This is a genomic window from Mesorhizobium sp. C089B, from assembly GCF_030323125.1.
Taxonomy (GTDB): Bacteria; Pseudomonadota; Alphaproteobacteria; order Rhizobiales; family Rhizobiaceae; genus Mesorhizobium.
This window is the reverse complement of sequence record NZ_CP100469.1, coordinates 3,816,403-3,836,780: the sequence shown is the minus strand read 5'-3', so window position 1 is coordinate 3,836,780 and position 20,378 is coordinate 3,816,403. Positions and strand designations below refer to the sequence as shown.

At 64.4% G+C, this 20,378-nt stretch carries 22 protein-coding genes and 1 riboswitch; of the genes, 10 read left to right on the top strand and 12 right to left on the bottom strand.

The features are described 5' to 3' along the window. Window positions 1–57: 57 nt before the first annotated feature. Window positions 58–135, bottom strand: a riboswitch (SAM riboswitch). A gap of 126 nt (window positions 136–261) precedes the next feature. Continuing rightward, entirely contained in the window at window positions 262–1,371 is a 1,110-nt protein-coding gene (gene hisC / locus NLY44_RS18950) for a histidinol-phosphate transaminase (protein ID WP_023726966.1), read from the top strand. A gap of 4 nt (window positions 1,372–1,375) precedes the next feature. After that, window positions 1,376–2,311, top strand: coding sequence for a prephenate/arogenate dehydrogenase family protein (locus NLY44_RS18945; protein WP_023685350.1), 936 nt, complete (start codon window positions 1,376–1,378; stop codon window positions 2,309–2,311). Window positions 2,312–2,318: 7 nt separating this feature from the next. Here the strand turns inward: NLY44_RS18945 and NLY44_RS18940 are convergent, their stop codons facing one another. Both NLY44_RS18940 and NLY44_RS18935 read right to left on the bottom strand, forming a co-directional pair. Next, window positions 2,319–3,242, bottom strand: coding sequence for a sugar kinase (locus NLY44_RS18940; protein ID WP_023731075.1), 924 nt, complete (start codon window positions 3,240–3,242; stop codon window positions 2,319–2,321). 124 nt (window positions 3,243–3,366) lie between these two features. Then, window positions 3,367–4,365, bottom strand: coding sequence for a DUF2125 domain-containing protein (locus NLY44_RS18935; protein ID WP_023731074.1), 999 nt, complete (start codon window positions 4,363–4,365; stop codon window positions 3,367–3,369). A gap of 124 nt (window positions 4,366–4,489) precedes the next feature. Here NLY44_RS18935 and NLY44_RS18930 point away from each other — a divergent pair, with 124 nt between their 5' ends. From NLY44_RS18930 to NLY44_RS18920, 3 genes are all read left to right on the top strand, one after another. After that, complete coding sequence (locus NLY44_RS18930; protein ID WP_023698719.1) at window positions 4,490–5,023, top strand: gamma-glutamylcyclotransferase; 534 nt, start codon at window positions 4,490–4,492, stop codon at window positions 5,021–5,023. 165 nt (window positions 5,024–5,188) lie between these two features. After that, entirely contained in the window at window positions 5,189–6,136 is a 948-nt protein-coding gene (locus NLY44_RS18925; RefSeq protein WP_023698718.1) for an aldo/keto reductase, read from the top strand. 83 nt (window positions 6,137–6,219) lie between these two features. Further along, on the top strand, window positions 6,220–6,846 hold the full coding sequence (locus tag NLY44_RS18920; protein WP_023698717.1) for a LysE family translocator: 627 nt from the start codon (window positions 6,220–6,222) through the stop codon (window positions 6,844–6,846). 69 nt (window positions 6,847–6,915) lie between these two features. On the opposite strand, the gene NLY44_RS18915 is transcribed toward NLY44_RS18920, so the two are convergent. Both NLY44_RS18915 and NLY44_RS18910 read right to left on the bottom strand, forming a co-directional pair. Continuing rightward, a complete protein-coding gene (locus tag NLY44_RS18915) occupies window positions 6,916–7,725 on the bottom strand; it encodes a lysophospholipid acyltransferase family protein (RefSeq protein WP_023673308.1) in 810 nt (269 codons plus the stop codon). 115 nt (window positions 7,726–7,840) lie between these two features. Further along, window positions 7,841–8,746 carry a LysR family transcriptional regulator gene (locus tag NLY44_RS18910; protein WP_023698716.1) on the bottom strand — a complete coding sequence of 302 codons (906 nt, stop codon included), beginning with the start codon at window positions 8,744–8,746 and terminating at the stop codon, window positions 7,841–7,843. Between the two features lie 114 nt (window positions 8,747–8,860). Between NLY44_RS18910 and NLY44_RS18905 the strand changes: the two genes are divergently transcribed. Then, window positions 8,861–9,493, top strand: coding sequence for a pyridoxamine 5'-phosphate oxidase family protein (locus tag NLY44_RS18905; protein WP_023673310.1), 633 nt, complete (start codon window positions 8,861–8,863; stop codon window positions 9,491–9,493). 92 nt (window positions 9,494–9,585) lie between these two features. Here the strand turns inward: NLY44_RS18905 and NLY44_RS18900 are convergent, their stop codons facing one another. The 4 genes from NLY44_RS18900 to NLY44_RS18885 form a co-directional block, all read right to left on the bottom strand. After that, window positions 9,586–10,305, bottom strand: coding sequence for a YdcF family protein (locus NLY44_RS18900; RefSeq protein WP_023673311.1), 720 nt, complete (start codon window positions 10,303–10,305; stop codon window positions 9,586–9,588). A 133-nt stretch (window positions 10,306–10,438) separates the two neighbouring features. Next, entirely contained in the window at window positions 10,439–11,428 is a 990-nt protein-coding gene (locus NLY44_RS18895) for a cell division protein FtsX (RefSeq protein ID WP_023673312.1), read from the bottom strand. Beyond that, window positions 11,421–12,080: a cell division ATP-binding protein FtsE gene (ftsE, locus tag NLY44_RS18890; protein ID WP_023685344.1), complete on the bottom strand. Its 660-nt coding sequence runs from the start codon at window positions 12,078–12,080 to the stop codon at window positions 11,421–11,423. The genes NLY44_RS18895 and ftsE overlap by 8 nt, the downstream gene beginning before the upstream one ends. A gap of 285 nt (window positions 12,081–12,365) precedes the next feature. Continuing rightward, complete coding sequence (locus NLY44_RS18885; protein WP_286454848.1) at window positions 12,366–12,632, bottom strand: hypothetical protein; 267 nt, start codon at window positions 12,630–12,632, stop codon at window positions 12,366–12,368. Window positions 12,633–12,916: 284 nt separating this feature from the next. Between NLY44_RS18885 and hpt the strand changes: the two genes are divergently transcribed. Both hpt and NLY44_RS18875 read left to right on the top strand, forming a co-directional pair. Continuing rightward, entirely contained in the window at window positions 12,917–13,459 is a 543-nt protein-coding gene (gene hpt, locus NLY44_RS18880) for a hypoxanthine phosphoribosyltransferase (protein WP_023673315.1), read from the top strand. A 64-nt stretch (window positions 13,460–13,523) separates the two neighbouring features. Next, window positions 13,524–13,895, top strand: coding sequence for a response regulator (locus NLY44_RS18875; RefSeq protein ID WP_023804531.1), 372 nt, complete (start codon window positions 13,524–13,526; stop codon window positions 13,893–13,895). A 6-nt stretch (window positions 13,896–13,901) separates the two neighbouring features. Here NLY44_RS18875 and NLY44_RS18870 read toward each other — a convergent pair whose 3' ends face one another. Then, window positions 13,902–14,852 carry a DMT family transporter gene (locus NLY44_RS18870; protein WP_023804532.1) on the bottom strand — a complete coding sequence of 317 codons (951 nt, stop codon included), beginning with the start codon at window positions 14,850–14,852 and terminating at the stop codon, window positions 13,902–13,904. Window positions 14,853–15,078: 226 nt separating this feature from the next. Here NLY44_RS18870 and NLY44_RS18865 point away from each other — a divergent pair, with 226 nt between their 5' ends. After that, window positions 15,079–15,942, top strand: coding sequence for a LysR family transcriptional regulator (locus NLY44_RS18865; RefSeq protein ID WP_023726969.1), 864 nt, complete (start codon window positions 15,079–15,081; stop codon window positions 15,940–15,942). Here the strand turns inward: NLY44_RS18865 and NLY44_RS18860 are convergent. From NLY44_RS18860 to NLY44_RS18850, 3 genes are all read right to left on the bottom strand, one after another. Beyond that, window positions 15,939–16,310, bottom strand: coding sequence for a glyoxalase superfamily protein (locus NLY44_RS18860; RefSeq protein WP_023685340.1), 372 nt, complete (start codon window positions 16,308–16,310; stop codon window positions 15,939–15,941). The two genes, NLY44_RS18865 and NLY44_RS18860, sit on opposite strands and share 4 nt — an antisense overlap. A gap of 41 nt (window positions 16,311–16,351) precedes the next feature. Continuing rightward, on the bottom strand, window positions 16,352–18,940 hold the full coding sequence (locus NLY44_RS18855; RefSeq protein ID WP_023804533.1) for a TIGR02302 family protein: 2,589 nt from the start codon (window positions 18,938–18,940) through the stop codon (window positions 16,352–16,354). A gap of 136 nt (window positions 18,941–19,076) precedes the next feature. Beyond that, window positions 19,077–20,018 carry a threonine/serine dehydratase gene (locus NLY44_RS18850; protein ID WP_023804534.1) on the bottom strand — a complete coding sequence of 314 codons (942 nt, stop codon included), beginning with the start codon at window positions 20,016–20,018 and terminating at the stop codon, window positions 19,077–19,079. Between the two features lie 50 nt (window positions 20,019–20,068). Between NLY44_RS18850 and NLY44_RS18845 the strand changes: the two genes are divergently transcribed. Further along, complete coding sequence (locus tag NLY44_RS18845; protein ID WP_023815687.1) at window positions 20,069–20,371, top strand: ArsR/SmtB family transcription factor; 303 nt, start codon at window positions 20,069–20,071, stop codon at window positions 20,369–20,371. Window positions 20,372–20,378: the final 7 nt, after the last annotated feature.

Here is a 20,378-nt window from a genome sequence, read left to right as displayed (position 1 = left end):
GACTCTCCTTGCCCGCCGTCAGGCAATAAAAACCGGCAGTGCGATCGCAAAGCCGGTTACGTCACGCAAACGGCCCTTTAGCGAGTTGTTTAACGTGGCTGCAAGCCGACCGGCCAAATCACCACGGAACTGTTGCGTTCTTCTAGAACTCGTGCGGCCCGGCGTCAACGGCCAGCTATTGCCCGCCTCTCGACATTCGCGGCTACGGCTTGTATTTCCGCTGCGGCCTCCGGACGGAGGCATTCTCGATGGATTTGCGACATGGACAAGACAGCGGACAAGGCACGGCCGACGCCCCGCGCGGGCATTATGGACATCGACGCCTATGTGCCGGGCAAGAGCACGGCACCGGCCGGCGTCGCCAAGGTCCATAAATTGTCGTCGAACGAGAACCCGCTCGGCCCGTCGCCGAAGGCGATCGAGGCCGCGCGCGAAGTGGCTGGCAAGCTCGATGTCTATCCCGACGGCACCGCCCGCCGGCTGCGCGAGGCGATCGCCGAGGTGCATGGCCTCAACCCGGCAAACATCATCTGCTCCAACGGTTCCGACGAGATTTTGGGCCTGCTGGCGCAGACCTATCTGGCGCCAGGCGATGAGGCGATTTTTACCGAACATGCCTTCATGGTCTACAAGATCTACATTCAGTCGGCGGGGGCCAAGCCGGTTGCTGTGAAGGAAACCGAGGAGCGCGCCGACGTCGACGCGATCCTGGCCGCGGTGACGCCGCGGACCAAAATCATCTTCCTCGCCAATCCCAACAATCCGACCGGCACCTATCTGCCGTTCCAGGAGGTCCGCCGCCTGCATTCCACGCTCCCGGGCAACGTGCTTCTGGTGCTCGACGCGGCCTATGCCGAATATGTCAGGCGCAATGACTACGAGGCCGGCATCGAGCTGGCGGGCAGCGCACAGAATGTGGTCATGACCCGCACCTTCTCCAAGCTCGGCCTTGGCGGCGCGCGCATCGGCTGGATGTATGGCCCACTGCACATCGTCGATGCCATCAACCGTATCCGCGGCCCTTTCAACGTTAACGCAACAGCGATCGAGGCCGGCATTGCCGCCATCCGCGACCGCGCCCATGTCGAGCGCAGTTCGTTGCACAACGAGACCTGGCTTACCTGGCTGAATGAAGAGCTGACGAAGCTTGGGCTCAGGGTGACGCCCAGCGTCGGCAATTTCGTCCTCATCCACTTTCCCGACGACAAGAAGCATTCGGCTGAGGCGGCGGACGACTACCTCACCCAGCGCGGCTATATATTGCGGCGCGTTACCGGCTATGGCTTTCCCAATGCGCTGCGCATGAGCGTCGGCACCGAAGAAGCCAATCGCGGCGTTATCGACGCCCTCACGACGTTCCTGAAAAGCTGAAACAATGACATCACCGATGTTTGAAAAGATCGCGCTGGTCGGCATCGGCCTGATCGGCTCGTCGCTGGCCCGCGTTATCCGCCGCGAGGGCCTGGCCCGCCATGTCGCCATCGCGACGCGCAGCCCGGCCACGCTGGCGCGGGCGAAGGAGCTCGGTCTTGGCGAGAGCTACACCACCGGCGCCAGGGAAGCGGTCCGCGACGCCGACCTGATCATCGTCTCGGTGCCTGTGGGATCGTCGGGCGAGGTGGCGCAAGAGATCGCGCCGGGGCTGAAAAAGGGCGCCATCCTCACCGATGTCGGTTCGACCAAGGCCTCCGTCATTGCGCAAATGCAGCCCTATGTACCGGACGGCGTGCACTTTATTCCGGGGCACCCGCTGGCAGGTACGGAGAAATCGGGCCCGGATGCGGGTTTCGCCGACCTGTTCGAAAACCGCTGGTGCATCTTCACGCCGCTGCCGGGAACCGATCCGGCCGCGCTGGAAAAGCTGTCGGAATTCTGGCGGCGCTGCGGCTCCAACATCGACTCGATGGACCCGCAGCATCATGACATGACGCTGGCCATCGTTTCGCATCTTCCGCACATCATTGCCTACAACATCGTCGGCACGGCCGACGATCTGGAATCGGTGACCAAGTCGGAAGTGATCAAATATTCGGCTTCCGGTTTCCGCGACTTCACCCGTCTGGCCGCCTCCGACCCGACCATGTGGCGCGACGTGTGCCTGCACAACAAGGATGCCATCCTGGAAATGCTGGCGCGCTTTTCGGAGGACCTCGCCTCGCTGCAGCGGGCGATCCGCTGGGGCGACGGCGACAAGCTGTTCGACCTGTTCACCCGCACCCGGGCCGTTCGCCGTTCGATCATCGAGGCCGGCCAGGATATCGACGTGCCGGATTTCGGCCGGCAGGCGGTCGAGCACCCGGTGAAAAGTTAAATCTGTTTCAGACGGGCCAGGTCGCCGCGACCATGGCCATTGCCTCGTCCCTGTTTGGCGCCCCCAGCCGGCCGCCGAAGCGCTGGCATTTGAGCGCGGCCGCCGCGCTGGCAAAGCGCAACGCCTGCTCGATCGGCATGGTTTCCGCCAACGCGACAGCAAAGGCGCCGTGGAAAACGTCGCCGGCGGCCAGCGTGTCGACCGCCTTGATCTTCGGCGCCGCGATGTGGCGCACGCATCCGGCGGACCGGTCATGCCACCAGCTTCCCGCGGCGCCGCCGGTCACCGCGACAAAGGCGTCTGTGCGGCTGGCGAGGTCGGCGCAGGCGGTTTCGGGATCCAGCGCGTGGTCGCAGATAATGCGTGCAGCCGTCTCCGAAGCGACGATGTGCGAAGCCAGCGGCAACAGACGCTCCAGCACCTCCAGCGGCGCCGTGTCGGCGTCGAGGATTGCCGGGCAACCGGCGTCGCGCGCGGCGGTCAAGGCAAGAGCGGCGGCGCCCGGCCAGCGCACATCGACCAGCACGGCATCGAAGCCGGAAAGATCGGCGACAGGCACCGCCTCGGGGTCGGCCTGCGCCTTTGGGTCGTAGAAGGGCACGATGATGCGCTCGCCATGAGCGTCGACCAGGATCGCGGCCAGCGCCGAGCGGGCGCCTTCGACGCGGCGGACAAAGCGGCAATCGACGCCCTCGGCCTCGATGCCGGCCAGCAATTGGTCGCCGACGGCATCGTCACCTGCACTTGCCCACAGGAACACCTCGGCGCCGAGACGGCGGGCGGCGCAGGCAGCACTTGTCGCCATGCCCGAGGCGATCTGGATGCCGTCCGAGGCGATGAACTTGCCCTGATGCGTGGGCAGGGTTTCGACGCGCAGGATGGTATCCAGCGTCAGCGCGCCAACGCTCAGCAGTTTCACCGGTCGGTTCATGCGTCGGCTTGCTCGAGCATGATCTCTCCCCAAAAGCCGTTGCCGCTCTTTGCGATCATGCTCTATCTCTTTGTTTTAACGCAATTCCGGACGGAAAACTGCTCACACTTTTCCTGGAATTGCTCTAATCGAGCGGCTTTATCTTGCCCAGCGGAATGAAGCCGAGCGAGACCTTGCCCTTCACCACCTTGAGCGGCATCGACGGTTCGTTGCCGAGCAGCGCCAGACCGGCAAAGCCTTGCTCGATCTGGCTCTTCTGCTCGGGGATTGCGGTGGCGAGGATTGCCGCCACGGCTTTGGGATCCTGCAGCTTGATCGTCAGGTCGGCATTGACCTGGCCGTTGGCGTCGACCGACACCGGGCCGGAGACGGTGATGCGCGCGGTTCCCGACGACAGATCGAGCTTGTGGATGCCGACCGCCTGGCCGCGCAGGCTCCTGGCCTGCGTCTTCATCAGCGCGACGCCGTTCTTCAGCGTCGCGTCGCCGCTGCCGTCGAGCGGCGGCAGCACGCGCCCGCCGATCGCGTCGGCGTCGATCTCAAGATCGGTGAAGCTTCCGGTATAGCCAAGGTCCTGACCGTCCGGCCGCAACTCGCCCGCCGCCGTTCCGGCGCTGAACAGTGAAACCGGGTCGGTGTCGTCGGCCGGATCGGTCTGGCCGGACAAGCTCTCGGCCTGCAGCGAAATGCTGCGTGGCAAGGGCCAGGAGAGCTTGGCATTGGCCTGCAGATTGTCCCAATCGATCCATAGCGGCGCCATCCCGGGCACCGAGGTCCGCAGTGGCCCGCGCAACTCGGCGGCGGGCGACAAAGGCCGGATGAGTTCTGCAACGAAGTTGAAGCTGCCTGCCGAGGCGGCAACGTTCCTGGCGTCGTCCTCGTAAGCCAGATTGTCACAGGAGATGGCAAAACGCAGGGGGTAGCCGCTGACGGTGAGGTTGGCGCAGCCGGCCTCGATGCCTTTGTCCTTGAGCGAGGCCACCGCCTTGTCGGCTTCGCTGCTGACGCGACCGGCGACATAGAACCAGACCGCGCTGTAGGCGCCGAACAGCATAACGACCAAGGCAGCGAGCCACATCAGCCGGTGGCGAAACTTCGACGGACGCTCGTCACTTGACGTCATGCTGCGGCTTTCATTAACGCGGGCGTGTTGCGGGTGGACTGTGGCTTACGCAACAAGCAAAAAGAACAGAAGAGCACCGATTCCGATGCGGCGGCGTCACTCTCGTGCAATCAGGCTTGGCGATATGGGCGATTTTTGGGTTTTTGGCTACGGCTCGCTGATCTGGCGACCGGGATTCGCCCATGTCGAGACACGGCGCGCGCGGCTTTACGGCTACCGCCGGTCGCTGTGCGTCTATTCCTTCGTGCATCGCGGCACGCGCCAGCGGCCGGGCCTGGTGCTAGGCCTCGACCGTGGCGGCTCCTGCATCGGGCTGGCCTTTCGCGTGCCCGGCGAGCTGCGCGATGAGGTGCTGACCTATCTGCGCGAGCGCGAATTGGTGACCAGCGTCTACCTCGAGCGTGTGCTCGATGTCAGCCTCGACGGGAATGGGGCGGCCGCGGGAGAGAGAGTGAAAGCGGTCGCCTATATCGTCGACCGCCAGCATGAGCAGTATGCCGGCGGGCTCGACCCCGCGCATGCGGCAGGTGTTATCCGTGGCGCCGTCGGCCAGTCCGGAAACAACGAGGACTATGTGCTCAACACGCTGCAGCATCTCGCGGCGCTGGGTATCAGCGACCACTGGCTGGAAGAGGTGGCGAAGCGGATCGCCTCGTGAGCCAGTAGACCACGGCGAGCCTGCAGGCGAAGCTCTCGCGCCTTTGTGAAGCGCTGGCCCGCTGGAAAAATTGGCTGAGGCCTTTGACCTCGGCGCGGCGAGACCTAGCTTAGCTGCGGCCCGAAGCATTCGGGTCGCCCGCCGCCAGCCCCACGGAGCCCCGTCTTGCAAAAACGCCGTCTCGGTCAAACCGACCTTTCCATCGCGCCGCTGGTCCTGGGCGGCAATGTCTTCGGCTGGACCGCGGACGAGAAGACCTCCTTCGACCTGCTCGACCGGTTCGGCGACGCCGGCCTCAACGCTATCGATACCGCCGATGCCTATTCGCGCTGGGTGCCCGGCCACGCGGGCGGCGAGTCCGAGACCATCATCGGCAAATGGATGAAAAGCCGCGGCAACCGTGACAAGATCATCGTCATCACCAAAGTCGGCTCGGATATGGGACAAGGCAAGAAGGATCTGTCCGCTGCCCATATCGAAAGGGCAGTCGAGGCGTCGCTCAAGCGACTGCAGACCGATGTGATCGACCTTTATCTCTCGCATTGGCCGGACCCGACAACCCCTTATGAGGAGACGCTCGGCGCCTACCAGAAGCTGCTCGCTGCCGGCAAGGTCCGCCATATCGGCGCCTCGAATCTTGACGCCGGCCAGCTGCGCGCCGCGCTCGATGTTGCCAGCCTGCGCGGGCTGCCGCGCTACAGCGTGCTGCAGCCGGAATACAATCTCTACGACCGCTCATCCTTCGACGGGCCGCTGCATGATCTGTGCGTGGCCGAGGATATCGGCGTCATCACCTATTTCAGTCTCGCCAAGGGGTTTTTGAGCGGCAAATACCGTAGCGAGGCCGATCTCGGCAAAAGTGAACGCGGCGGCGGCGTGAAGGCTTATCTCAATGCGCGCGGCATGCGCATTCTGGCCGCACTCGACACCGTCGCGGCGCGCCATTCGGCCAAGCAGGCGGAAGTGGCACTCGCCTGGGTGATGGCGCAGCCCGGCATCACCGCGCCGATCGCCAGCGCCACGACGCTGGACCAGGTCGACAGCCTGGCGCGCGCCGCATCGCTGAAGCTCAGCGCGGAGGATCTCGTGGCGCTGGACAAGGCCAGCGCCTAGCCGCGCAGCTTCGGCACGATCGTTCAAGACGACGGCTGTCCGCCTCGCCACACTGCTCTCCATTATTGTGGAGAAGAGGCAGCATGGCCGCAGACATTCTTTCGCAGGCGCAGCCCTGGCAGCAATTGCTGGCGCTGGTGCTGGCGGCAACCGTCGTCATGGGCAGTCCTGGCCCGGCGACGATCAGCGTCACGGCGATAGGGGCCGCCTTCGGCCTGCGCAATTCGCTTCACTACACATCGGGGATCATTTTAGGCACCGTCGCGGTGCTGCTGGTGGTGGCCACCGGCATCAAGGCTATCCTTACCTCGATGCCGGGCGTAGCGCCGGTGCTGGCGGTCGCTTCCGCCGCCTATATTCTCTACCTCGCCTACAGAATAGCGACAGCGCCGCCGCTGGCCGCGCGTGACAGCAGCGCGGTTCTGCCGACCTTCCTCGGCGGCTTCCTGCTCGCCGTTGCCAACCCGAAAGCCTATGTGGCGATTGCTGCGGTCCTTGCTGGCTCCGCGACCGCAGCCGGCGCCGATGCTCTCGGCATCCCGGCCAGGCTGGCGGTTCTCACCCTGATGATCGTAGCCATCCATGTGCTGTGGCTGCTGGCCGGCGCGGCCTTCGCCCGCACCCTGCGCCAGCCGCTGGCGTCGCGGATCATCAATCTGGCCTTCGCGGCGACGCTGGTGCTGACCACGGCGCTGGCGGCGTGGCCTTGAGCCGGCCCGCAGAAGAGATCAAGCTTTGGTCTTTTTTGTTTTGGCGCGATTCAGGACGGAAAAAACCGCTCACACTTTTCCTGGAATTGCTTTGGCGGCCGCGGCGAGTTCGGCCAGCCGCTTGACCGCCGTCGGCGGCATTTGCGGCGGGTTAGGAGCCTGCGATGCCTCGATTAGCAGCTGGTCGCAGGCGGCTTCCGTATCGCCGATCAGCCGGTCCATGAATTCGTCCTTGCCGAGCCCGGGCGGAATCGGCGGCAGGAAGCGGGCCTTGATGGTACCGGGAAAGCGCAGGAATTTGCGGCGCGGCCAGTAGAGGCCGGCGACATGGGCGACCGGTACCACCGGGACGCCAAGCTGCGTATAGAGCTCGACAATGCCGTATTTGTAAGCCGGCTCGTCGCCTGGCGCTCGGCGCGTGCCTTCGGGGTAGATAATCAGCTGGCGCGGATTGCGCCCCATCTCCTGCTTTGTCGATGCAACGACCTGCTTCAACGCCTTGGAGCGGCTGCCGCGGTGAACCGGGATCATCCGCATCTTCAGGATGTACCAGCCGAAGAAGGGGATCCAGGTCAGCTCGCGCTTCAGGATATAAAGCGGGTCGTGGAGGAACGGAAAGAAAGCGATCGCGTCCCAAAACGACTGGTGTTTCGGCGCCAGGATGAAAGAGCCCTCCGGCAGGTTCTCGACGCCGGTGATGTCGCTCCTGGTGCCGGCGATCTTGTCGTAGAGCCACAGGCTGGTGCGCGACCAGAATTTCGGCACGAACCAGGCGCGATGGCGTGGCGAGAGGAAGTAGTAAGGGGTCCAGAGGACCATCTGGACGATCAGATTGACATAGAAGACGAAGTTGAACGCCAGCGAGCGGATATAGAGCATGCGGGGAAGGGCCCGTTGAGGAGGTGTGCGTTGGTTACACCAAGCGCGGGCAAAAAGGAAACGCCGCAATGGCCTGACATAGGCCGGCTCGCCACTGACTCAAGCCAGTCTCAACTCACCACGTCGCCTGCAATAGCCGCTGCTTCAGCCGCGGAGCGGCGAAATCGAGGAACGCCCTGAGTTTCACCGCCAGCAGGCCTTGGCCGGCATGGACGAGGCTCACCGGCCATGGCTGCGGCTCTAAGGGCCGCAAGACCGGGACGAGCACGCCGGAACGTACTGCGTCCGCGATCTGGTAGGAGAGCACCCGCGTCATCCCGGCGCCTGCAATCGCGGCATCGATTGCAGCTTCCGCCGTGTTGACGCGCAGCCGTGAGCGGATCGGCACGATCAGTTCGCCCTTGTCGCCGGCAAAGCTCCAGCTGGCGAGAGCGGAAGGCCCCTCGAAACTGATGCATTCATGCGCGGCCAGATCGTCCGGCGTCCGCGGCATGCCATGCGCGGCGATATAGGCGGGGCTGGCGCACACGACGCGACGGATCGCGCCGACGCGGATGGCAATGAGGCTCGAAGGCGCAAGCTCGCCGATGCGGATGGCAAGGTCGAGATGTTCCTCCGCCAGTTGGGTTATCCGGTCAGCCAGCGTCAGGCGAATGTTGACTTGAGGATAAGCCGCCAGGAATTCGGTGACGACAGGCAGCACGTGCAAGCGACCAAAGACGACCGGCGCGGTGATGAACAGGTCGCCGGTCGGCGTGCTGTATTCGCCGGCAGCGGTGCGTTCGGCTTCGCCGACCTCGCCGAGGATGCGGCGGCAGGCGGCGAGATAGGCCTGGCCGGCATCGGTCAGCGTGAGCTGCCGGGTCGAACGGTTCAGCAGGCGCGCCTGAAGGTGCTTTTCGAGGTCGGAAACCTTGCGGCTGACCGTTGCCAGTGGAATGCCGAAATGGCGGCCGGCAGCAGAAAGGCTGCCCGCTTCCACCGCGGCGACGAACAGCGACATGGCTTCGAGACGATCCATACTTTCTTCCGGAAATTGGAAGGATAGCTTGCAACTATGCCATCTACATCCAAAACATGGAAGGATCTACCTCTTCGCGTACAATGGCCGTGTTTCGGCCTCGCGGAGGCTTCCATGAATGCTCATACTTTCACCAGCGATGTCGCCTTCACGCCGACGGTCAAGGCGATCCAGACCCGCAAAGGTTCGCGCAAGGGCTATGCCAGCGCCGAGGAGCGCGGCGGATGGCGCGCCCATATGACGCCCGACCTCGCCGACTTCATCGCGGCGCAGACCAGCGTCTTCCTGTCGACGGCAAATGGCGAGGGTCAGCCCTACATCCAGCATCGCGGCGGGCCAGCCGGCTTCCTCAAGGTGCTGGACGAGAAGACCATCGGCTTTGCCGATTTCTCCGGGAACAGGCAGTTCATCACGCAGGGGAATCTCGCCGACAACAACCAGGCATTCCTGTTCCTGATCGACTATGCGCATCGCCAGCGCGTCAAGATCTGGGGCACGGCGCGCGTCGTCGAGGACGATGCCGAGCTTCTGGCAAGGCTGATGCCGCAGGACTACAAGGCGCGCCCCGAGCAGGTCATCTTGTTCACCGTCTCGGCCTGGGATGCCAATTGCCCGCAACACATTCCGCAGCGATTCGAGGCCGCCGATGTCGCGGCCGCACTCGCCGAACGCGACAAGCGGATTGAAAGCCTCGAACAGGAGATTGCGCGGCTGCGTGGCGCGGAAGACGGCACGGCCAAGGGGTAATCGAGCGCCGTCAGAGTCGTCTGTCCAATTCCCAAGGGAAAGCGTACGTGCTTTTCCCGGGAAAACCGCTACACACTTTTCCTGGAATTGCTTTAGTCCTTGGCGGTCGAAACCTCGGCCAGTGCGACGCTGTCGGCAGTCTGGCGGACCGGGACGACGCCGCGCGCAAGCGCCAGCAGGTATTTGCTGTATTCGGTCAGAAGCACGCGTAGCGCTTCCGGCTTGGTCAGCCAGTCGCCATTGTCCAGATTGGTGTTGACCACCGGATAGGGTTCAAGCCTGGCGCCATGCAGCAGGCGGCCCATCTCGAGCAGGCTGCGCGGCATGTGGTAATTGTTGGTGACGAGGATGACGCTGCCATAGGCGTGGCTCTCCACCCATTTAGCGCTTTCCTCGGCATTGCCGATCGTGTCGAGCGCGGCGCGGTCGATGTCGACACAGCAGGAAAACAGCGCCTTGTCGCCGCCGGTAGCAGCCTGCAATTGGCGGCGGCTGGCAGAGGGATGCACGCCTGAGATCAGCAGCCGCTCGCCCTTGCCGGAGGCAAGCAGATCGAGTGCTGCGTCGAGGCGGGCCTGACCGCCGGTCAAGACGATGATCGCATCGGCCTTGGCCGGGTTGGTCGGGGTCGTCATGTGGCTGACCTTGCTGGCGAACCAGCCGAAGCCACCGGCAAACAGGGCCACCAGCAGCAGTAGACAGAGGGAGGCGAGACGCAGGGCGGTGCGCAAACGGCCCAGCCCGGTACGCACACGCAAACGCACCACTGGCATCTGTCCAGCCGTTCCGGTCGACTCCCGCGCGTTCATCATCCTATGGTTAATCCTGAAATGCCTTTTTGGTAAGGAAAAAAGCGCACATTGCGTTACGTCGGTTTTCGATCCGTGATCGTCCCTTCCATTCCTGTCCTTGCCCCCGAACTGTTTTCGCTTCTGCCCTCACGGGTCACCCCGCATCCGGCTGGCGGACATCGATGTCGCTGAGATAGGCGACGACGGTGGCGTGCGAGGTCGCCGCCGTCAGTCCGCCGATCACCAGCACCATCAGGCCGACGCCGAGATAGCCTGCCGATCCGATGGCGAAATTGCCGAACAAAGCGGTGGCCTGGTCGGCCTGCGGCGTTGCCATGTTGCGCGACGACCACCAGGAAAAGACGATGAAAACGAGGATCGCGGCTGCGCCGCCGGCGGCTGCGCCCTTCATCCCGGTGACCAGGAAATGCCAGCGGAATTCGCGCGCGATGAAGCGCGCCTCGGCGCCGACGAAATGCAGCACTTCGATGATATGGCCGTTACCCGCCATGGCGCCGCGCGTCGCAAACACTACGGTCAGCACCGTCGCCGACAGCATCAGGACCAGCACGGCGATGCCGATGGTGACCGTGGTGCGGGCCATGGCGACCAGCCGGTCGACCCATGTACGGTGATCGTCGAGCGAAGCACTCGGCAGCTTGGGCGTGAGCGCCGCACGGATGGCGCTGAAGTCGGGCGGGCTGGTCTCGTCGATGGTGACGATGATCAGGCGCGGCACCGGCAATTCGTCGATATTCAGGCCCGAGCCCAGCCATGGCTCCAAAAGGCGCGCGGTGGCGTCGCGATCGATGATCCGGGTTTCCTTTACGCCGGGGAATTCGCCGACGATCTGCGAGGCCTGGGCAAGGGCTGCCTCCATGTCGAGGCCGTCGACCGGCTTGATCTGAATCGTCGCCTCGCGCGAGATCTGGTTTTCCCAGACCGAGGCAGTGTCGCGCACCAGCGTGACGGCGCCGAAAGTCAGGCAGGACAGGAAGGTCATGATGGCGATGACCAGCACCAAGGCGCGGCCGGCAATATTCTGCGCCGGCACGATCGGCGCCATGCGGCGCTGGACGCGCTGCGTCGTCGTTGCGGGCTCGGCGGCGTCTTCATGCAGCTGTTCGGCCGATAGCTCAGTCATAAATATCCAGCCTTCCGCCGGCCAGGATCATGCGGCGCGCGTCGACCTGCTCCATCAGGCCGAGATCGTGAGTGGCGATCACCACCGCGGTGCCGAGCCGGTTGAGCTCAATGAACAGCCTGAGCAACCGGCGCGCCAGCGGCGGGTCGACATTGCCGGTCGGCTCGTCGGCAAGCAGGATTTCGGGCTGTTCGATCAAGGCCCGAGCGATTGCCGCGCGCTGCTTTTCGCCGCCCGAAAGGACCGGCGGCAGCACATGCATGCGCTCGCCCAGGCCGACCCATTTCAAAAGTTCGGTGACGTCGGTGCGGTAGCTCGCTTCCTCGCGGCCGCGCACGCGCAGCGGCAGAGCGACATTCTCATAGGTGGTCATGTGGTCGAGCAGGCGGAAATCCTGGAACACCACGCCGATGCGGCGCCTGAGATGCGGCAGTTCAGCGCGCGAGATGCGCGAGCGGTCCTTGCCGAAGATGGTGATCAGCCCGCGTGTCGGCTTCAGCGACATGAACAGAAGGCGCAGCAGCGTCGTCTTGCCGGCGCCCGAGGGCCCGCTCAGGAACTGGAAGGAGCTCTCCGGAATGTGCAGGGAGATGTCGCGGAGGATTTCCGGACCCATGCCATAGCGAAGGCCGACATTTTCGAAGCGGATCACGTGCGACGACCTGAGGTGTGGCGGCGGCGTGCCAACCCTTTCTGTCCAACGACCATCGGCCGCCATGGTTAACCGTCGGTTAATTTTCGCTGTTTTTGAATGCGTCACAAGGGTTCCGGTGGGGAAGCGTTAACCATTTCCATTTACGCAAAAGAAACGAAAAGGCAACAGCGGGGCCATGATGGCTGAGCAACGAACCGCGCGCCCGGTTTCCGGCGAAATCATGACCGGGACAAGTGTCGCACCGGAATCGCGTCCTGTGGCGACCGACATCGTCGATGCGGATTATGAGGTGCTGCCGCAGCTGATCCCACTGATAGAAGCCATGCCGACGCCGGCGCGCGACATCGCGACGCCGTCGATGGAAGGCATGGAGATGCTGCGCAAATCAGATGCGTCAGCCGGGCGGCCGGCATCGCGTGGCGGGCCGATCTTCTGGATTGCCGGCATCGGTGCGGCGCTTGCCGCCTTCTGGGTCTCGGGTGGCCATGCGCTGGTGCGCCAGACGCCGTTCTGGTCAGTCGAACAGCCGGAGGGCGCCGTACTCAGCATTGCCGGCGTCACGTCGCGTGTCGACGCCTCAGGACCCGCCCCGGTGCTGTTCGTGGATGGCGAGGCCGTCAATGACGGTTTGAAGGCGGGACAATTGCCGCCGCTGGAGATACGTGTCACCGGCAATGACAGCCGCATCACCCGTTATACTCTGGGGACATCCAACCGTTCTCTGGCGCCCGGCGAAAGATTCGGCTTTCCAGCCGCCTCGATGTGCCTAGAAACGGCGTCAAGGCCGTGGCGGTCACCTTCGCCGGCTAGTCGGTTCTCTGGAAAGGTTGTTGATGCCAGTTGTGCGCGGCAAGGACATCGAGGTCCTGTTTTCGGCGTCCGCGATCGCGCGGCGCAATCTCGAACTCGCCAAGGAGATCGCCGAGCACGACTATCACGACCTGCTGGTGATTTCGGTGCTGAAGGGCTCGTTCATCTTCGCCGCCGATTTGATCCGCGCCATGCACGATGTCGGGCTGTCGCCCGAGGTCGAGTTCATCTTCATTTCCAGCTATGGCGCCGGCACCACCAGCGGCGAGGTGAGGGTGCTGCGCGACATCGACAATGAGGTCGCCGGCCGCGACGTGCTGCTGATCGACGATATCCTGGAGTCGGGCAAGACGCTCTCCTTCACCCGCAACCTGATGCTGTCGCGCGGCGCCAAAAGCTGCGCCATCGCGGTGCTGTTGGACAAGCGCATGCGCCGCCAGACCGAGCTGAACGCCGACTATGTCGGCTTCGACTGTCCCGATTACTTCGTCGTCGGCTACGGCATGGACGTCGCTCACGCTTTTCGCGAACTGCCGTTTGTCGGTGTCGTCAAAGGCGATGCCTGAGAAAAGGCCCCCGACGCTTCAAATTTTCAGAAAAAGTCAACTTTTGCCCGCCAAATTCCGGCCCATGGCAAAGCTTCTGATCGTCGAGGACGATGAGTCCGTCCGCACCCTCGCCGCCCGCGCGCTCGAACGCGCCGGGCACTCGATCGATATCGCCGCCGACGGCGCGCAGGGGCTGGCGATGGTCAGTGCTGCAGGCGGCGGTTACGACCTCGTCGTCTCCGATATCCGCATGCCGGAAATGGACGGCATCGAGATGGCGATCGCCGCAGCCAAGCTTTTCCCTGACATGAAGATCCTGCTGATGACCGGCTATGCCGACCAGCGCGAGCGCGCCGAGGAATTGAACGGCGTCATTATCGACGTCGTGCAAAAGCCTTTCACGCTGGCTGAAATCCGCTCGCAGGTCGACCAGGCGCTCGCCTGCTTCGCCTGACACGCTTCAGGCGACATCCTGAGACGCGGCGAGGACAGGCGCAGCGCTCCGGCGCCGTTCGGTGTTGAGCGCCAGCAGACCGGCGCCGATGATCAGCGCCGCACCGATGGCAGTGGTCGAGCGCGGCACCTCGTCGAAGAACAGGAAGCCCCACAGCGGCGACCAGATGATGCCGGTGTATTCGAAGGTGGCGACGCGGTTGGCGGGCGCCAGCCTGTAGGCCTGCGACAGCAGAATCATGCCGGCCGAAGCGACGAAGCCGCAGGCCGCCATCTTGAGGAAATCCGGGGTCGTCGGCCAGACCCACGGCCGCACCAGGAATTCGAGGCTGGGGTGGACAGCATGGGTTATGCCGGCAAGCCAGAATGTGCCGGCAACCGCAGCGGCGCCGACCAGATAGGCGCCGTTCTGGTAGAAGGCCATGACGGTGGAGGATTCGGTGTCGCCGATCTTGCGCGCCATCAGCTGTGAAAAGCCGTAGAGCAAAGCCGAGCCCAACGAAAGCAGCGCCGCCCAGTCGAACAGGCCGGCGCCCGGGCGCAGCATCACGACCACGCCCAGCATGCCGGTCAGCACGGTGGCGAGAGCCTGCCAGGAGACGCGCTCGCCGAGATAGGGCCCGGCCATCGCCATGATGAACAGCGGCGCCATGAAATAGAGCGCCACCGCGTCGGCGAGCGGCAAGGCAGCGATGGCCAGATAGTAAACCGTATAGGAGGAGAACTGGATGAAGGCGCGTATCGTCAGCAGGCCGAACCGCTTCGAGGCGATGGCCCGCAGGCCGACGTCGGCGCGAACGAGAAAGATCAGGATCGGCAAAGCGACGATCGAGCGGATCCACATCACCTCGGTCACGGGATAGCCGGCCGACACCGCCTTGACCAGCGGGTCCTGGAGCGAGAACACCAGCACGCCAAGGCACAGGCTGATGATGCCGAGAACGATCCGGTTGCGCATGTTGTTCTGCCGGCCCTTGCCTTGACTGCCCGCAGCCGCCCGGCCATGGGGTAAAAAGAACCCGCCACCGTTTCGGGCAGCGGGTATGAGTGAGGACTCTTTGATTGGTCCGCAGCCGGTTTCGCGGCGGCATATCCAATGGGCGAGCGGACTATGCTGCGGCGTTTGACATGTTGCAAACGAATTGGAATGATACCAGCGATCAAATTTGCTTATGACGGATTCGATGCGGCCAGCCCTCGACAGCGATCTCCTGCGCACCTTCGTCGCCATTGCCGAAGCGGGCAATTTCACCCGGGCGGCGGAGCAGGCCGGGCGCACCCAGTCGGCGGTGTCGATGCAGATGAAGAAGCTCGAGGAGCTGGTCGGCGACAGCCTGTTCGAACGCGGCTCGCGCGGCGTGGCGCTGACGCGCCGTGGCGGCGAGCTGATCGTCAATGCCCGCCGCATCGTCTCGCTGCTCGACGAGACGGCGGCATCGATGGCGGCGGCACCGCTTGGCGGGCCTGTGCGCATCGGCATTCCCGAGGAATATGGTCACGCCATCCTGTCGCGCGCGCTCGGCGCCTTCTCGAAGCGTCACACCAAGGTCGAGGTCACCGTGCGCTATGCACATTCGGGCGCCCAGCTGGCGGCGTTGGCGGCCGGTGAACTCGACCTCGCCGTGGTGTTCGAATGGCAGGATCCTTCCGGCGGCGAGGTGCTGATGCACGATCCGACCGTGTGGGTGACATCGAGCCTGCATCACATGCATGAGGAGCGGCCGGTGCCGATCGCGCTCTACAACCGGGCCGGCTGGTGCAAGGACTTCGCCATCAAATCGCTGGAGCAGCGTGGGCTGGCCTACCGTGTCGCCTATACCAGCGACACCACCGGCGGCCTGAAGCTCGCCGTCACCTCCGGCCTGGCGATCGCGCCGATCTCGCACAGCAACATTCCCGATGGCTGCCGCGAGCTCACCGCCGCGGACGGGTTCGGCCATATCGATTCCTCGAATGTGGTGATGCACCGCAGCCCAAATGCCTCAGGCGAGGCTATCGACGGCATGCAGGAGGCGATCCGCGAGGCATTCGTCAACCGGCCGGCTTAGTCTGTTGCATCCTCGTAGAAATGCAGCCGATTGCCGAAGGGGTCGCCGACCGACACTTCACGGGTCTGCCACGACGTGGTTTCGAGGCCCGGCCGGGCGTAGCGGTATCTCTTGCCGATCAGTTCGCGGTGCAATGCCGCGATGTCCTCGACCTTGATGCGCATGGCTATACCCGGCGCGCCGTCGCCATGATGTTCGCTCAGATGCAGGACACAGCCGTCGCGGATTACACCCATGTAGAGCGGCGCATTGTCGTCGAAGCGGTGCTCGAACTCGACCTTGAAGCCGAGAAAGTCGACATAGAATTCGCGTGCCTTGGCGATGTCGAAGATGCGCAGGATGGGCGTGACGGCACCGAGTTTCGGCATGGCGCTGATACCATTCAGTTCGACGGATGTTGCCTTGGAGGCTACTTCAGCTCCAGCAGCCGCTCGAGGTAGCTGCGCTCGATGTCGGGGCTGAGCGCGTTGCCGAGCCGCTTGCGAATCGCCTCGAGAATCTGGCGGGCGCGCTGCACGTCGATCTCGTCGGGCACCTTCACCGAATCGCCGAAATCGGGTCCGCGGCTGGCGCGCGGTCGGCCCAGCGGATCGCGGCCGGCGTCCTGTTGGCGGCCGCCTTCCTGGCTGCCGCCCTGGTCGCCCTGCATCGCCTGCAGCTGCTTCATCATCTCCTTGGCGCCCTTGCGCAGCGCTTCCAGCGCGCGACCCTGGTGGCCGACTGCCTGGTCGCCTTCGCCTTCGCCAAGCGACTTTTCGGCGTTGCCCATGGATTTGCCAGCGTCGCCAAACCCCTCATTGGGCTGCATGCCCATGCCTTCCAGGCCCTTCTTCAGCTTGTCGAGTTCGCTCTGCAACTGGCCCTGGCCTTCCTGCAGCTGCTTCATCGCATCGGCGAATTCCTGCGGTGTCATCGACTTCGGCCGGGCGAGAGGATCGCGATCCTTGCCGACGCCCGGCTGGTCCGGGTCGTCGCCATTGCCTTCGCCGGGCTGCTGATTATCTCCGCGCTGCATCTGGTCCATGCGGTAGGTGTCGTTCATCATCTCCTGCTGGCGGCGCATGATCTCGCCCAGCTTGTCCATCTGCTGGCGCATCTCGCTGTCCTGCTCGCCGCCCTGCTGCTGACGGCCGGCCTGCAGGTTGTTCATCATGTTTTCCAGCTGCGACAGCAGCTCCTGCGCCTTGTCGCGGTCGCCCGACTTCGCCAGGTTCTCGATCTGGTCCATCATGCGGTCGATATCACTCTGCCGCAGCTCGCGACCATTCTGCTGCATCTGCGGCGCGTTCGGGTTCTGCTTGGCGCGCTCGGCGAATTCCTGCAGGAATTCGTTCATCGCCTCGCGCAGTTCCTTCATCGCCTTTTCGATCTCTTCGTCGCTGGCGCCGCGCTTGATGGCGTCCTGCAGCGCCTGCTGGGCCTGGCGGAGCCGCTTTTCGGCGGACGAGAGATTGCCTTCCTCGATGCCGAGCGCGATTTCCCAGAGATAGGCAACCTCGTTGCGCAACTGATCGTCGCTGTCCGACATCTTCAGCCGGCTGCGGGCGCTCATGATGGCGAGGTAATGCGACATGTTGTCGAACGTGTCCTCGGGTCGCAGCGTGATGGCGTCCATCAGGTCGAGCACGCGCGGCTTGGCATTGGCGTCGAGCGCCAGCAGGCGGCGCTGCTCGACCACCGCCCGCGCCAGCGGGTTGGCGAAGGGCCGCTCCGGCATCACAATAGTCTTGGTCTCGCTGGTCGCGGTGTGTCCGGCATCGTCGGTGGCGACAAGCGACAGCTTGATGCTGGCGCCGGCCCAGACGTGCTCGGTGAGGTCCTTGGTGGTCTTGGCGGCGTTCGCCTTGCCGCCGCGGCGCGGCAGCGCCAGCGGCAGGTCAGGCGGACCGTAGAGCGGATGCGCATCGGGCGCCGCCGGATCGGCCAGCGCGAAAACCGCCTTGGCGGTGGCCGCGCCATAGTCGTCGTCGATCTGGTAGTTGAGCTCGAAGGCGCCGTTGACGGCGCGCTTGGGCTCGCCGACGAAGCGGATCGTCGGCGGCTTGTCGGGGATCACCGCGAAGGCCCAGCGACCGAGATCGGCTTCGCCCGACTTCAGCGTCAGCGTGCCGTCGGCGGTCAGCTTGCCGGTGAACTGGCGCAGCTTGGGGGTCGCGGGGTTGACCGCCGCTGCCTTGACGGCCGCCACCTGTGGTCCCGACGGGTCGATGGCGCGAGCATTGCCGCCCTTGTCGGCAAAGCTTAGCGTTTCCTCGCCGGAGCCGCCGGTCACGCGCAGCGAGACGTCGCTGCCTTGCGGCACGGTGAAGGTGGCAACCGCCTGCTTGGCGTTGCCATCGATGACTGGCGCGGTCAAGAAGATGGGCGGCTTGCCGGTATAGGCCGGCGGGGTCACCCAGGCATCGATGCGCGGCGGTACGATGTCGCGCGCCGCATGCGCACTGAAACCATCGGACAGCCTGCCGCCGGACGGTCCGAAGGAAAAGGCAAAAGCGGTGACCAACAGCAGCGCCGCCACGGCACGCAATGCCCACGGATCGCGCTCCGGCACGCGGGTACGCGGCAGGTCGGCGCCAAGGCTGCCGAGCTTGTCGGCCATGCGCTTTTGGTGTTCGCGCCACAACGCCTGGGAAAAGATGCTTTCCTTGCCGCTGGGACGGTCGGTCTGCACCAGCACCGGGCTGTGCTGCAACTGGTTGGCGGCCTCGATACGGCGGTCGATTTCAGCGGCGGATGGAAGCTTGAAGAAACCCAGCGGATAGAGCGCCGCCAGCGTGGAAATACCGAACGCCGTGACCATGATAATGCGCGCAATGTCAGGCAGCCGGGGGAAAAGGCCGAGCCAGGAGAGGCTGAGAAACAGGCTGGCGACGATGAGCAGCGGCAGAAGCAGCGGCCAGCCGCGCTCGACCGTCATCGAGATCCGTGTCGCCAGCCGGCTCAGGGCAAGCCGCCCGGCCAGGCTGCGATCGCCACTGGAAATGGGGCGTTCCGTCATCGGCCCTTCCTGCCCGGGCGGGATAGCCCGGACTCAACAAGCAGAAGTTTACCAGCAAACACGGCAAAGGCGAGGCGGTTCCGGAAAACTTGAAAAGCTTTGACGGGTTTGCGTCCCACTTCAGTCGAAGCAAGGTTTAGAATTTCGCCGGATCGGTATTCGAGCCGCAGACAAGGACGGCGATCCGCTCGCCCGGCGCCGGCGTGTAGCGGCCGGACAGCAGCGCTGCGAAGGCCGCTGCGCCGCCCGGCTCGGCGATGATCCGCACCCGCTCCCACAGCGCCTTTTGCGCGGCGATGATGGCGTCGTCGGTGACCAGGATGGAGCGTTCGACGAAGGCCTCGGCGATCGGGAACATCATCTCGCCGACGCGTTTGGGCGCCAGCGAATCGGCGGCGACGCCTTCGGCCGGCGCATCGACGGGGTGGCCGGCTTCGAAGGCGCGATGCAGCGTCGGCGCGCCTTCGGGCTCGATGGCGATGATCCTGATGCGGCCGGCAAACCAGGCGGCGATGCCGCCGATCAGGCCGCCGCCGCCGACAGCGACCAGCAGCGTGTCGATGTCGGGCAGATCGTTTTCGATTTCGAGGCCGAGCGTGCCTTGGCCGACCAATGTTTCCTCCTGGTTGAAGGCATGGATCTGCAGCGCGCCGGTCTTTTCAGCAAAAGCCTCGCTGGCGGCCAGCGCCTCGGCATAGCGGGCGCCGCCGACGATCAGTTCGGCGCCGTAGCCGCGGATGCGCTGCAGCTTGGCCGCCGGGCTGACTTCGGGAACGAAGATCGTCGCCTTGTGGCCAAGCCGCATGGCGGCATAGGCGACCGCGGCGCCATGATTGCCGCCCGAAGCCGCAACCACGCCGGCCGCAGGCACCGGCCGTTCGAGCAGATTGGTGAAGGCGCCGCGCGCCTTGAACGAGCCGGAATGCTGCAGGCATTCGAGCTTGAGGTCGACCGCTAGCGGCGGCCGGTCGAAATCGGCCATGTCGACGCGCAGCACCGGCGTGTGCCTGATATAGGGGCGGATGCGCGGTTCCATCGCGGCAATGCGTTCGCGCGTGACGGTGTTGCCGTTCGTCATGACCATCTCCTTGGGATTGACAGCAATTAGTAACTTGGCAAAATGGCTAAATGCAAGAGGTTGATGTCTTCAAGGCGATCGCCAACGAACGCAGGCTGCAGATCCTCGACTGGCTGAAGGATCCGCAGGCCCATTTCCCGGCCCAGGCAGATGGCGATCTGGTCGAGGACGGCGTTTGCGCGCTGCTGATCGCGGAGAAGCTCGGCATTACGCAGGCGACGCTCTCCGAACATATGCGCGTGCTTACCCAGGCCGGCCTGCTGCGTCCCAAGCGCATCAAGCAATGGACGTTCTACCGCCGCGACGAGGACAGGATCGCCGACACAAGGATGCTCGTCCAGAACCGGCTGTAGCGCAGCC

What these genes read in the sequence shown, in the direction of transcription:
- hisC (WP_023726966.1), top strand. Translation starts at nt 262, where the DNA reads ATGGACAAGACAGCGGACAAGGCACGGCCGACGCCCCGCGCGGGCATT.
- NLY44_RS18945 (WP_023685350.1), top strand. Translation starts at nt 1,376, where the DNA reads ATGACATCACCGATGTTTGAAAAGATCGCGCTGGTCGGCATCGGCCTG.
- NLY44_RS18940 (WP_023731075.1), bottom strand. Translation starts at nt 3,242, where the DNA reads ATGAACCGACCGGTGAAACTGCTGAGCGTTGGCGCGCTGACGCTGGAT.
- NLY44_RS18935 (WP_023731074.1), bottom strand. Translation starts at nt 4,365, where the DNA reads ATGACGTCAAGTGACGAGCGTCCGTCGAAGTTTCGCCACCGGCTGATG.
- NLY44_RS18930 (WP_023698719.1), top strand. Translation starts at nt 4,490, where the DNA reads ATGGGCGATTTTTGGGTTTTTGGCTACGGCTCGCTGATCTGGCGACCG.
- NLY44_RS18920 (WP_023698717.1), top strand. Translation starts at nt 6,220, where the DNA reads ATGGCCGCAGACATTCTTTCGCAGGCGCAGCCCTGGCAGCAATTGCTG.
- NLY44_RS18915 (WP_023673308.1), bottom strand. Translation starts at nt 7,725, where the DNA reads ATGCTCTATATCCGCTCGCTGGCGTTCAACTTCGTCTTCTATGTCAAT.
- NLY44_RS18910 (WP_023698716.1), bottom strand. Translation starts at nt 8,746, where the DNA reads ATGGATCGTCTCGAAGCCATGTCGCTGTTCGTCGCCGCGGTGGAAGCG.
- NLY44_RS18905 (WP_023673310.1), top strand. Translation starts at nt 8,861, where the DNA reads ATGAATGCTCATACTTTCACCAGCGATGTCGCCTTCACGCCGACGGTC.
- NLY44_RS18900 (WP_023673311.1), bottom strand. Translation starts at nt 10,305, where the DNA reads ATGATGAACGCGCGGGAGTCGACCGGAACGGCTGGACAGATGCCAGTG.
- NLY44_RS18895 (WP_023673312.1), bottom strand. Translation starts at nt 11,428, where the DNA reads ATGACTGAGCTATCGGCCGAACAGCTGCATGAAGACGCCGCCGAGCCC.
- NLY44_RS18885 (WP_286454848.1), bottom strand. Translation starts at nt 12,632, where the DNA reads ATGCTGAGTACGGCGCCCTCCGGCTGTTCGACTGACCAGAACGGCGTC.
- hpt (WP_023673315.1), top strand. Translation starts at nt 12,917, where the DNA reads ATGCCAGTTGTGCGCGGCAAGGACATCGAGGTCCTGTTTTCGGCGTCC.
- NLY44_RS18875 (WP_023804531.1), top strand. Translation starts at nt 13,524, where the DNA reads ATGGCAAAGCTTCTGATCGTCGAGGACGATGAGTCCGTCCGCACCCTC.
- NLY44_RS18870 (WP_023804532.1), bottom strand. Translation starts at nt 14,852, where the DNA reads ATGCGCAACCGGATCGTTCTCGGCATCATCAGCCTGTGCCTTGGCGTG.
- NLY44_RS18865 (WP_023726969.1), top strand. Translation starts at nt 15,079, where the DNA reads ATGCGGCCAGCCCTCGACAGCGATCTCCTGCGCACCTTCGTCGCCATT.
- NLY44_RS18860 (WP_023685340.1), bottom strand. Translation starts at nt 16,310, where the DNA reads ATGCCGAAACTCGGTGCCGTCACGCCCATCCTGCGCATCTTCGACATC.
- NLY44_RS18855 (WP_023804533.1), bottom strand. Translation starts at nt 18,940, where the DNA reads ATGACGGAACGCCCCATTTCCAGTGGCGATCGCAGCCTGGCCGGGCGG.
- NLY44_RS18850 (WP_023804534.1), bottom strand. Translation starts at nt 20,018, where the DNA reads ATGACGAACGGCAACACCGTCACGCGCGAACGCATTGCCGCGATGGAA.
- NLY44_RS18845 (WP_023815687.1), top strand. Translation starts at nt 20,069, where the DNA reads ATGCAAGAGGTTGATGTCTTCAAGGCGATCGCCAACGAACGCAGGCTG.